This window comes from Paenibacillus sp. SRL342, from assembly GCF_984798905.1.
Window position 1 is genome coordinate 2,971,638 of the sequence record NZ_OZ481790.1, and the last position, 13,731, is coordinate 2,985,368.

Sequence of the window (13,731 nt, forward strand, 5' to 3'; positions counted from 1 at the left end):
TGATCGGATGAAAGACGACTTGTATCAAATATACAATGATATCAGAACACGTAAACTAAATCCGCAAGATGCTGCCAATCAACTAACCTCTTTAATGGCGCAAAATCAACACACCCAGACTTCCGGCGAGTCTCAGGAGTCCGGGAACACGCTTCAGGCTGATACCGAGTTACATGAAAAGACACGCAGAATGTTGACTAAGGCTGTGGCTGATCAATTGAAGGTACGACCGGAGGAAATTGAAGCCGATGTGGAGCTCAGTGAGTATGGATTTGATTCCATTATGTTAACCGAACTGAGTAACTCCCTGAACAAGAACTACAGACTGAATCTGACCCCGGCCGTTTTTTTTGAACATTCAACGTTAGCGCAATTTACAGACTATGCTTTGGAAACTTATGTTGATCAATTTGCAGAACTGTGGACATCTCCTGCCTCGGCAGGAGATGTCCAGAAAACACATATTTCGTCTGAGTCCACAATGAAGAACAGATTTAAGTCATCCGAAAATTTTGAAATGGCTCACCAGTATGAGAACGCTGAGAATGCTGGAACTTCCGTAAATGATGAAAGCTTTCATCAAGCTCAGAAAAGAAACTCTCCAACCTTTCAGCGAGCAGACAAGGCGATAACAACGTTTGAACCTGTTGCGATCGTAGGCATGACAGGAAGGTTTCCGATGGCACAGGATACGGATGCGCTGTGGGAAAATTTAATCGAAGGAAGAGACTGTATCACCGAAATTCCATTGTCACGCTGGGATTGGAAGTCCATTTATGGTGATCCCCTAAAGGAATCGAATAAAACCAACATTAAATGGGGCGGATTTATAGATGGTGTAGATGAATTTGATCCTTCATTTTTTGGCATCTCCCCGCGGGAAGCGGAACTTATGGACCCACAGCAGCGTCTACTGATGCTCTATGTATGGAAGACCATTGAGGATGCGGGCTATGCTGCCCAAAGCTTGTCTGGAAGTAACCTGGGTATATTCGTGGGCACCTCCGGAACGGGATACAGCAGTCTGATTTCCCGTTCCGGAATGGCTATTGAGGGGTATAGCTCAACCGGAATTGTTCCATCCGTAGGACCCAATCGAATGAGCTATTTTCTGAATGTACATGGTCCAAGTGAACCGATAGAGACGGCTTGTTCAAGCTCGCTAGTTGCTATCCATCGGGCAGTAACAGCGATGAGAAATGGGGATTGTGATGCAGCCATCGTTGGCGGTATTAATACCATCCTGACCCCGGAAGGGCACATCAGCTTTAACCGTGCAGGGATGCTGAGTGAAGACGGGCGCTGCAAAACCTTTTCCGAACAGGCTAATGGGTATGTTCGCGGTGAAGGTGTCGGCATGCTGATGCTAAAGAGGGTGAAAGATGCAGAACAAGCGGGAGATCACATCTATGGGCTGATTCGGGGTACAAGCCAGAACCATGGTGGACGGGCCAACTCCTTAACGGCACCTAATCCGAAAGCACAGGCTGACCTATTGATCCAGGCCTATCGCAAAGCCGATATTGATCCAAGAACCGTTGGTTATATCGAAACCCATGGAACGGGGACACCTCTGGGTGACCCAATTGAAGTGAATGGGCTGAAGGCCGCTTTTAAAGAGCTGGCTCGTCAATCAGGAGATGAACCGCTTGGAACACCGCATTGCGGTTTGGGTTCTGTAAAGTCTCATATTGGACACCTTGAGATGGCTGCTGGTGTGGCGGGTGTCATGAAGGTACTGCTTCAGATGAAGCATCGTAAACTCGTGCCAGGCTTGCATCTGGATCATATTAACCCTTATGTCCAATTGGACAACAGCCCGTTTTATATTGTGCGGGAAACAAGAGAGTGGGCTGCCCCGAGAGATAGCGATGGCAGGGAAATGCCTAGACGTGCGGGAGTGAGCTCCTTTGGTTTTGGCGGCGTGAACGCACATATCATTTTGGAAGAGTATATTCCGAATCGGGAGAATCATGAAAAAAATACAACAGAAATCCCCGGACAACACCCTGCGATCGTAGTGTTGTCCGCCAGAAACGAAGCACGATTGCGTGAACAAGTGAATTTACTGCTTCAGGCCTTGCGTGAAGGAAAGTATGCAGAGAACGATTTGGCTAATATGGCCTATACGTTACAGATCGGACGCGAGCCTATGGAGGAGCGATTGGCACTGATTGTGAGGACTATGGCTGAATTGGCGACTGGCCTGACTCATTACATGCATGAAGGAGCAGTCACAGGTCATGACGGGATTGAAACGTACAGAGGGCAAGCCAAACGCAAGGACACACTCCTGTCACTAACAGAAGATGAGGAAATGCAGGATCTGGTCCATAAGTGGTACCTGCGTGGCAAGCTGGGCAAAGTCGCAGAGATCTGGACAAGAGGGTTCATTGTCCAATGGTCAGCTCTGTATGATGGGAAGAAACCAGCCAGAATCAGTCTGCCAACGTATCCGTTTGCCCAAGAAAAGTATTGGGTTCCGATCCCTGATTCCCGAATGCCGCGGCCATTCGAAGATGAATATTCGAACTCGGCAGGGGTTCTGCATCCCCTTCTACACAGTAACATTTCTAATTTATACTCACAGCGCTATAGCTCCATTTTTACTGGAACCGAGTCATTTTTGCAAACTTCTGCTACATCGGGCAAACGGACTTTTCCCGATGTAGCCTGTATGGAAATGGCTCGTGTGGCGGCGCAGCATGCCATGGAGTCGTCAGACGGGGATGGGCAATCGGTTATGAAGCTCAGATTATCCGATGTGAAGTGGGTGCAGCATGACACAAACATCCCGAACACGGCGTTTCCATTACAGATTCAAATTGAAATTTACCCTGAAGAAGATCATAAAGAACTTTTTTTCGAAATCAGCAGTGCTGGCGACAAAAAGGAACGGCAGTTATTAACGACGGGAAGAGTCTCCAGACCGGAAAGCTCTGCCTACGACCTAACAAGGTTTGACCTGAAAGTTATACGCAAGCGGTGTGAGTTGGATTTCAACTCAGCTACATTGAACGCAGACAATGTATGGTCTGGCGGACAGACGACGGGCCGTGTGAAACAAAGTTATAAGGGGAATGGAGAAGTACTGCTACACATCTCCAGTTCCGAAGAAACTACAAGATCTACCAACATGTTCATTGATCCAGAAATGCTGAAAGACGTCATTCAAGTTGGATTATGTGAACTCTGTGGGCAACAGGGTCAAGTGAACCTCGGGGGAGCCATTACCATAAAATCAATCCATTCCTTGGAGGTTTTGCAGGATGGGCAACCTGTTTGGGTATGGATTCGCCTGGGCACGCCGCCACATCATGATTCGACTGGAGCGGTTAGATCCGATCTTAGACTGGACGTAGCCATAGCCAATGACGCTGGTCAGGTTCTGATCTGGATGGAACAAGTCACCGTGAGTATGCCCGAGGTAGAAGGCGTAATCCTTCTGGAGCCACACTGGGAAACGGCCCCAAACCGCATGTCTTCTTCCGTACCGGTTTCATACAGCGAACACCGGATTATCCTGTGTGGTGAGTTGACAAATTTCACGATGACCGAAATGTTGAAACAGGAAATGCCAGGGGTTTCCCTGATACAACTCGGTTCAGCAGGAACCCTTGTACAACGTTACGAAGCATATGTGCTTGCCCTGCTGGAGCAGTTCAAAGATGGTGAGAGCCTTCGTCATGAAGGAAGCAAATTCATTCAGGTTGTCATACCTGACGATGCAGAACAATCCAGACTGTGGACAGGGCTGTCTGGCCTGCTCCGTACCGTTCAGCTTGAACATCCGCAGGTACGCTGCCAGCTTATTGAAATGCAGCGTGATACGTCACTGGAACAATGGGTGGAGCGGCTTAAGTCCTGTGCAAATTTGCCGAATGAGGATCACTTGCGATATATGGAGAATCAACTGTACCGTGCATCATGGAAGGAACTGGTTCAGGATGTATCCACCGAGGCAGTGAGTTCCATCAGGGAGCGTTCTAATCGAGAAGGCCATGAGCATCTGCCCCCCCATCCGTGGCAAGATGGGGGCGTATACGTTATTACTGGAGGAGGCGGTGGTCTTGGACCCATTTTTGCACAGGAGATCGCATTCAAGGCGACCGGGACAACGATCATCTTGACGGGCAGGTCTCCAGCGTTGCCAACTGCCGTCAGGCAGAGGATACAGGAACTGCCTGCCCACATTCAATACTTGACCATGGATGTAGCGGATGAAGAAAAAGTTCAGACAGTGCTGGCGATGGTCCGTCATACGTATGGGAAAGTAAACGGCATTCTGCATGGCGCAGGCATTACCCGGGACCGTCTGCTTGAAAATAAAACAGGTGCAGAGTGCAGAGAGGTGCTGGCATCCAAAGTTGCAGGGACGGTTTATCTGGATGAAGCAACACGGAGGGATGACCTGGATGTCATGATTTTATTTTCTTCCGGTACAGGTGTGACAGGAAACATTGGACAGGCAGACTATGCGGCTGCCAATGCTTTCATGGATCGTTTTGCTGCTTATCGCAATACGCTTGTCCACCGAGGAGAGCGGACCGGACAAACGTTATCGGTGAACTGGCCTCTTTGGGAATCGGGAGGTATGCAGATCAATGAACAGCAATTACGCAATTTGAAAAAACAGACGGGCATGCATCCTCTGCGTGAAGAAGAAGGAACGGCAGCCCTGTATCAGGCGTTGGCAAGTGGAAGAAGTCAGGTACTGGTTGCGGCAGGTGAAGTGACTCGATTGAGACAGAAGTTTTTGTCTTCCCCCGATGCTCTTGACTCACGGAATGCGGGACAGCAAGCAATCCCAGAGGAACAGACGGATACAGCCTGGCTTGAAGATAAGGTCAGGGAAACGATGGCTTCCATGATTTCGTCACTTCTTAAGGTGCAGGTTACACACATTGATCCCGAGGTTGAACTTGGGGAGTATGGACTTGATTCCATCATGCTGACGGAACTGACCAACACACTTAACGAGAATTTCAACATGAGTCTTACCCCGGCACTGTTTTTTGAATATTCGACGCTGCAAGCCTTCTCGCAATATGTAACACGTACCTATCAACAACAATTTTTGACGAGATTCTCATCCAAGATGGTTCCCACACAAGCAAAGAGTGGGACTGAACGAGCTGAACCTCTTGTTTTCCGACAATTTACAAGTAAACATGCCTCGGGCGTGGGAAGGGTGAAGCCAACAAACGTCATGGAGGATCAAGGCATTGCAATCGTAGGCATGAGTGGTATTTTCCCGATGGCTGCTGACCCAGATGAGCTGTGGGACAATCTGGCAGCCCAGCGGGATTGCATTACGGAAATTCCTCGGTCTCGGCGGGAAAAGTATGCTTATCAAAAGGATTCTTTTAACGAGACTGGGGAGCTCGACATGATCTGGGGAGGGTTTATTGAGGGTGTGGATCAATTTGATCCCGGATTCTTTGGTATTTCTCCCCGTGAGGCGGAACTTATGGACCCGCAGCAGCGGCTGCTAATGCTGTATGTGTGGAAAGCAATTGAAGACGCCGGATATGCTCCGCAAAGCCTATCTGGCAGCAAGCTGGGCATATTTGTGGGAACGGCTGGTACGGGATACAGCAATCTCATCGCGTCTTCAGGCATGGCTATGGATAGCTATACGTCCACGGGAATTGTACCTTCGGTTGGACCGAACCGGATGAGTTATTTTCTTAACGTCCATGGCCCGAGCGAGCCGATTGAAACCGCATGCTCCAGTTCGCTGGTTGCGATCCATCGCGCAGTCACGGCGATGAGGAACGGGGATTGCAATGCAGCCGTTGTAGGCGGTATTAATACCATTTTGACACCCGAAGGATATATAAGCTTAACTAAGGCAGGTATGTTGAGCAGTGATGGTCGGTGTAAAACGTTCTCCGCTCAGGCTGATGGATATGTTCGAAGTGAAGGGGTCGGCATGTTGATGATCAAACCTCTCAAGGATGCCGAGGAAGCAGGAGATCATATCTATGCCGTTATCCGTGGAACAAACGAAAACCATGGAGGTCGCGCCAATTCATTAACGGCACCCAACCCCAAAGCTCAGACAGAATTGTTATTTGAAGCGTACAAAAAAGCGGGAATTGATCCGAGAACGGTAGGTTATATTGAAACACACGGCACAGGCACTCCTTTGGGCGATCCGATCGAGGTTAATGCGCTTAAAGCGACGTTTAGGAATCTGTATGAACACACAGGGGATAGACAAATGGGTGAGGCGCATTGCGGACTAGGCTCGGTAAAAAGCAATATAGGACATTTGGAGATGGCTGCTGGTATTGCAGGTGTAATCAAAGTGCTACTGCAATTAAAACATCAAAAACTGGCTCCAAATCTTCATCTGGATGAAGTGAATCCTTACGTGGAACTGGAGGATAGTCCGTTCTACCTTGTTCGTGATCTGCAAGAATGGAAGCCGATTACAAACGCGGACGGAAAGGCGATGCCAAGACGAGCGGGGGTCAGTTCGTTTGGTTTTGGCGGTTCCAATGCTCACGTCATTCTTGAAGAGTATACGGGAAAATTGGATAAAAAAGAGGCGAATCACTCAGCGGCACCTGAATATCCGACAATGATTGTTCTGTCTGCACGGAATAAAGGTGAGCTTCAGGAGCAGGTTCGTTTGTTGCTGAAGAGATTGCAGTACGATTCATATATGGATACTGATCTCCGCGATCTGGCCTATACGTTACAAGTAGGACGTAATGCGATGGAGGAGCGGTTGGGTGTGCTGACTTCCGGCATCGCCGATCTGAAGGAAAAGTTGAGCGCTGCACTGGATGGAGGCATGGAACAACTACCAGAAGGTTTAATGTACCAAGCGGGTCTGCAAGGTGGCAAAGAAGCATTATTATTTAACATGGACGAAGGCACAGAGGAAATCGTAAACCAATGGATGCAAAACGGTTCCTATGGAAAGGTGCTGGATCTGTGGACCAAGGGATATCCGGTTCGTTGGGAGCATTTATATAAAGATGATCAAGATAAACCTTCCAGGTTAAGCTTGCCCACGTATCCATTTGCTAAGGAAAAGTATTGGGTGCCGTATCAGTTCGCCCAAAAATTCGAATCGGGTTCCCCGGCCGAAAGACAACAATTTGTTTCTGAGAGTCAGCACGTACCATCGGAAGAAGCAACGGAACTTTTTTCTTTCCAGGAAATTTGGGAAGAATCCGCTCACCTTGACTCAGATTCGGCCAAGCTGGACAGAGAAAATGTCAGGGGACTGATATGTCTGTTATCCGATAAAAACAAACAGTCCATCATTCGCGAAATGTTGGCTCGCCGCAGTCCAGATACCGAGGTCTATTTTGTTGAAGAAACAGGCCTGGAGGCAGGGGAAATGGATCGGGAAGTATACTGTCAACAATTTCGCGTGATCGCCAAGCAAGGAGATCATATTGATGCGGTTCTGTATCTGTGGCCGTTTGATGATGCCCAATATTTACGTGATACAAGTCCGATTGTACACATGATCCAAGCGATGGTTATGGAGAATATACAACCCAAACGTATTTTACTGGCTGGAGAACATGCCACTGCGCTGGATCAGTGTTACCTCGACTCATGGATTGGCTTTGAACGTTCAATAAGTCTGAGTATGAAGAAGACGAAATTAACCGTATGCAGCTCGCAGGCACGACAGAACTCGGATATGTTGGCATTTGCGGACCTGTCGAACCTGCTGTGGGATGAACTTTTATCGGAATCGCCACAAAGTGTTCGTTTTGAGCATGGACGTCGTTTGGTAAGTCGAATGAAGCAAGTTGATTTAACGGAACATGCTGATGAGTATACCCTTTATCCGAAGCCTGGACAGACTGTATTGATTACTGGTGGACTTGGCGGATTGGGTGTTATTTTCGCAAAAGTCTGGGCTTCAAAGGGAATCAATCTTGTTTTGATGGGGCGATCTCCGCTGGATGAGATGAACAGGCAATTGCTCAAGGACCTTGGAAAAAATGGCAATAAGGTCATATATGTTCAGGCAGATGTGAGTGAAGCGGCGGAAGTAACAACGGCTCTGGAATCCGCAAAAATGCAATGTGGCGATATCCACGGATGGGTCCATGCCGCCGGAATGGAAAGTCAGGGAACCTTGCTGTCCAAAAGCATAAAAGAGTTCGATCAAGTGTTACGTCCCAAGGTTAAAGGATTACTTGTGATGGAGGAAGCATTGCAAAACGAACCTCTGGCTTTTCGTTGTTATTTTTCATCCTCGTCGGCGCTGCTGGGGGACTTTGGTTCCTGTGACTACGCTGTGGCCAATCGTTTTCAGATGGCGTACGCCCAGATGCAGGATCAGAATATTCGTACAATCGCCATTTTATGGCCACTTTGGAGAGAAGGTGGAATGGGCTCCAGAACGTCAGAAGGTACGGACATGTATCTGAGAACAAGTGGATTGCGTTTTCTGGAAAAGGATGAGGGGATCGCTTTTTTTGATCAGGTGATCAGACAATCCGGTACACATCAGCTTGCTCTGGCGGGAAGGGCAAGCCGGATACATCGTTTTTTGGGCTTGGACATGCCGGTTTCCAAGCAGTCTTCCCCTGGATTGCGCATAAAAGCGACAAAGCAGGATCAGGCCCAAATAAGGAATTCACATTCACCATTAAGGAAGACTTTACAGGAATGTGTAGTGCAAGAACTGAGAGACTGGGCTGCCCAACTGTTAAAAATGGAAGCAACCAAGTTGGACCCAGACCGGAATCTGGCGGATTATGGTTTTGATTCGATCAGTCTGGCAGAATTCGCTGAGCTTATGAGCCAGCAATTCCGGCTTGAATTGTCACCGACCGTCTTTTTTGCACATGGCACCCTGAACAGACTTTCGCAGCATCTGATCACATCCTTTTCCGAAGAAATGGAAGCAAGGTACAGCATGATGTCAACCGCATATCCAACACAAATACAGGATCACTCCCATACAGACAGAAACACCAATCCATCTGTAATGGAGCAGCTTGACGGATCAATGGATCATCCTGTCCCTGAACCTACTGAACTTCACAGGGAAGAACCTATAGCCATCATCGGCATGAGCGGAAGGTTTCCGCAGGCAGGCAACATCGAGGATTTGTGGACAAATGTTGAATCAGGTTCTTCATGTATATCGAGATTGCCCCGCAGTCGTTGGACCTCAGAAGGCGGGAAGGATGTAACCAATAAGGATGCTGATATTCCTGCATGGGGAGGTTATTTGGCGGATATCGATCGTTTTGATCCGATGTTTTTCCAGATTTCACCGAACGAAGCAGCGATGATGGACCCCAGACAACGTCTGTTTCTGGAAGAGGCGTGGCATGCTCTGGAGGATGCCGGTTATATGGGGGATCGTATTCGTGGCCAGAATTGTGGGGTATACGTTGGGGTTGAAGAAGGCGAGTATGGTTATTTGACAGCAGAGAAAGGATCGATTAACGGTAATCAAAATGCCACACTTGCGGCCCGTATTGCATATGTTCTGGATCTGAAAGGGCCCAATATGGCGATCACCGCCGCATGTTCTTCAGGGCTGGTAGCTCTTCATCAGGCGTGTCAGGCGTTAAGGAGCGGAGAGTGCGACACAGCCTTGGCCGGGGCTGTGAGTCTGATACTGTCTCCCATGCTGCACACAGCTCTCCATCGGGCAGGCATGTTATCCCCCGATGGCCAGTGCCGCGTATTTGACGAACATGCTAACGGAATGGTGCCTGGTGAGGCTGTGACCGCGTTGGTGCTCAAACCTTTGAAACAGGCCATTCGGGACGGAGACCATATTTATGGCACAATTAGAGGCAGTGGTGTTAATTACAGCGGACGAACCAATGGATTGACTTCGCCTGATCCTGAGTCACAGGCAGAGTTGATGAAAATGGTGCACAAACGGTATCGGATTGATCCACGTAGCGTGCAGTTCATCATGTCGCAAAGTGTGGGATCACCGATAGGAGATGCAATTGAGATGCAGGCATTATCCAACGTATATGGTTCTTACAACGATCAGGACATATCCGTGGCGATTGGTTCCGTAAAACCTTTAATCGGACATACCTTTGCGGCATCCGGTTTGGTTAGCCTCATAACGATGTTGATGGCCATGAGGCATAGAACAATTCCGGCTTTGCATTCCTATGAAGAGCCTAATCGGCATATCAACATGAGCATGGGCAGCAACCTCAATATCAATAAAGAAAACAGACCGTGGAGAACGTCGTTGAATGTATCAAGAATGGGAGCGATTAGCACCACAGGCATCAGCGGGACAAATGCACATGTGGTTATCGAAGAGTACGTAGCCGCTGAAACAGAGCAAAATGATGCAGTGAGCGAAGATTCGGTGGCCCAAGTTGTCATTCTATCGGCGTTGAACAAGGAACGCTTGCAGGCCGCTGCGCAGCAACTCCTTAATACAGTCATATTAAATAACGAGATGAGCCTGAGGGATGTGGCGTACACGCTACAAGTGGGCAGAGAAGCGATGCCGGATCGCTTGGCTCTAATTGTGAGTCATAAAAAAGAGCTCATTACAGGGCTGAAGAAGTTTTTGAAAGCGGAAAAGCCAAATAAAAACTGGGTTGATTCTTGTCCGATGTTTACTGGAAGGGCAGAAGAAGATTCGGCAGTGAAGGAGCTGTTGTCAGGAAGAGCTGGCGAAAAAATATTGAGAGCTTTCATGGCTGATGGCAGCCTTGATAAAATTGCACTGTATTGGTCCAAAGGAGGCAACGTTTCATGGGAAGGTCTGTATGAAGGAAAGCCTGCTCAAATCATTTCATTGCCTGGGTATCCATTTGAAAAGAGAAGATGCTGGGTTGACCTTACTCATACTCTTGCTCATGCTAAATCTGTAGTCGTTTCCAGCCTGGAGGAAGGAGCTCCTGATTCCAGTATAGATGTAGCCGGGAATACATCACTGGAACACAGGATCACAGCCATCATCCTGAATCTGCTTGGCTTGGAAAGCGGTGAGATTCAGGAATCAACACCTCTTGTGCAATATGGAATGGACTCCATCGTGTTTATTCAGTTGATTCAACGATTGCAAACCGAGCTGAATCCTGAAATCAATGCAGCAGATTTGCAACATTGTTTGACTTTGGCAGACATCATAGCAAGTCTGACAGACAGAATAAATCAGACCCCTACGCTTCAGGGCAAGCCAACAAGTTTTATCGTCACCGGACCGGAGGAGAAGACAAATGGTACTTTGAATTCGATTGTTAAGTCATGGTCACAATTCCCCGAACTTGTTCGGCTGAATCATGCTTCTGAAGGTCGACCCATCTTCTGGTTTCACGCCGCAATGGGTGGGGTGGAAGGTTATCAGGTTATTGCATCCCGGTGTACACGGCCCTTCTACGGGATCCAGGCAAGAGGCTGGACGACTGACCGCTCTCCGTTATATGGGATCGAAGGCATGGCAATGTATTATGTGCATGTCATAAAAACCGTTCAGCCGGAAGGGCCATATGATCTTGGCGGTTATTCTCTTGGCGGCCTGATTGCATATGAGGTGTGCAGGTTACTTCAGAATCAGGGTGACCAGGTAAACAGCGTGGTGATGCTCGATTCCATCCATCTCTCTGATGAAGACGAAATGACTTCGTCGGACAAAGGTTATATTTTACAATCCGTGAATATGTCGCTAATGTCTTCGATTCTTCATCAACCGGAGAAAATTGCAGACACGTTAATTCACCGCGATGAAATCAATATGGAACTAAGTAATGAGGATTTTCTTAAACACTTAACAGAAATTGCGGAATCCAGAGGGCTTTTCAAAAATGAGAAGCATCTACAGCAGCTCATTGAGCAATGTGTCAAGGTTCAGCAGGCATATCAGGCAGATCAGTACCAAGTTCAATCGCTTGCAGATCGAGATGCTGTGGCATGTTATTATTTCCGCAATCAAAGCGGACACTTCTTTGGTGAACTTGAGCCTTACTTTGTCACGGAGGAAGATTGCATCGAACTGAACAACTCAACCTATTGGAGTATATGGGCGGAGAACATTCCGAATTTTAATTTGTTTGACATCGATGTATCCAACCATATGTTACTGTTGTCCAATCCCGCAAGCTCTGATCGAATAGGTGCTTTCTGCAAGCAGTTGTATTCAAGTGAAGGGGTTACGGAAAAAGACATTCAATCCTTCAAAAAAAGTACCAAGGTAAGAGTCCCACGCAAGAGTTCCAAAAACCAGATTAAATAAGATCATCAAAAAAAGCGTTGCTCATGAATGAGCGACGCTTTTTTTTGATGATCTTACGATCTTACATAATGGTCATCTATTGTTCAAGCGGACAAGCAGTCGTTGAAGACCACGAAAGCCTACATTGGGAAGCCATTCGGGCTCATCCTGAATCCATTCCATATGAGGATACCTTGCGATTAGGCGGCTCATGGCAATCTCTGTTTCCATCATCGCCAACTGGGCACCGATGCAAGAATGAATTCCTACACCAAAGGCCAGATTTCGCGCTTCATTGCGTTCAATATCAAATAGATGAGGATCGGTAAATTTTCGCGGATCATGATTGGCTGAACCGAAGCAGAACATGATCAATTCTCCCTTTTTAATCTGCTGATCCAGAATTTCCATGTCTTCAAGGGCGGTTCTTACGGTAATCTGTGCAGGGCTTTCATAGCGAAGGACTTCCTGAATGGTGCTTTTAATCAGACCTGGAGAGTCTTTCAATTTCTGAAGTTGTTCCGGATGTTTCATCAGTGTAAACATGCCATTCCCAATCAGATTACGTGTGGTCTCATGTCCGGCGAAGAGCAGCATGGCACATTGCGCATGAATTTCTTCAATTGTCAGGTGCACACCATCATCATCAGTTGCTTCTATAAGATAAGTAATAAAATCTTCCTGAGGATGTATTTTTCGTTCTTCAATCACATCTGTCAAATAGGCAGTCAACAGAACCAAAAGATTTTGTGCACGCGTGACATCCTCATATGTAACCGTCATGGAACCGAACAAGTGAACGAGACTATCTGCACATTCGGCCACACGTTCATACTGTTCCTCAGGCAGACCCAGTAGTTTCATAATGACTTTGGTGGGAAGCGGGTAAGCATAATCCCGAATCAAATCCACCTCTTCTTTTCCTTCCATTTCATCAAGAGAGTCGTCGATCAGATCCATAATGTAGGGAGCCAGATTTTTGACCGACACGGAGAAGGCCTGGGTTAACATTTTGCGATATCTGATGTGAGAAGTGCCATCCTGAAGGGACATCCACATTGAAAACAGACGAATAAACTCCAGAATTCCATAGAGCTGTTGCTCCGAAAACTGGACTGCCCAATATTGTTGTGCCGTGTTATGGGAAATGCGTGGGTCTGCAATGTACTTGTTTACGGTTTCATATCCACCGATGTACCAAAGTCCTCCATACAGATTCACTTTGTGAATTTCGCCTTGCTGAATCAGCTGTCGATACACGTCATACGGATTACCGAAGAAGTTCTCATTATAGAATGTGGTTGGATCATTTACATCAATGACAGGTATTGACAAGTGGTTTCCTCCTTTTATCACGGCTTTTTTGAAAAATAAAGGAAATTATACAAAAATAGAGTAGCATGTATACTAGAATCTGTCGAGTTATGCTCAGAATATTCGCCAAATTTTACTTTCATTTTACTTAATAAAGCAAATAAGTAAATAGATTGACATGGAAATTTTAGGATAATATAATAAAAGTATTCTGCTTGCAAAGG

The 13,731-nt window shown here is 47.2% G+C and carries 2 protein-coding genes; one reads left to right on the forward strand and one right to left on the reverse strand.

The genetic code is table 11. The annotated features are described in order from the left end of the window. The first annotated feature begins 7 nt into the window (after nt 1-7). A complete protein-coding gene (locus AC4E8D_RS13460; protein WP_490206320.1) occupies nt 8-12,214 on the forward strand; it encodes an SDR family NAD(P)-dependent oxidoreductase in 12,207 nt (4,068 codons plus the stop codon). A 72-nt stretch (nt 12,215-12,286) separates the two neighbouring features. On the opposite strand, the gene AC4E8D_RS13465 is transcribed toward AC4E8D_RS13460, so the two are convergent. Further along, the gene (locus AC4E8D_RS13465; protein WP_221819614.1) at nt 12,287-13,528 is read right to left on the reverse strand and encodes a cytochrome P450; all 1,242 of its coding nucleotides are present in this window, start codon (nt 13,526-13,528) and stop codon (nt 12,287-12,289) included. Nucleotides 13,529-13,731: the final 203 nt, after the last annotated feature.

Bases quoted from the DNA above. Each gene is read 5' to 3' on its own strand.
- AC4E8D_RS13460 (WP_490206320.1), top strand. From the start codon at position 8: ATGAAAGACGACTTGTATCAAATATACAATGATATCAGAACACGTAAA.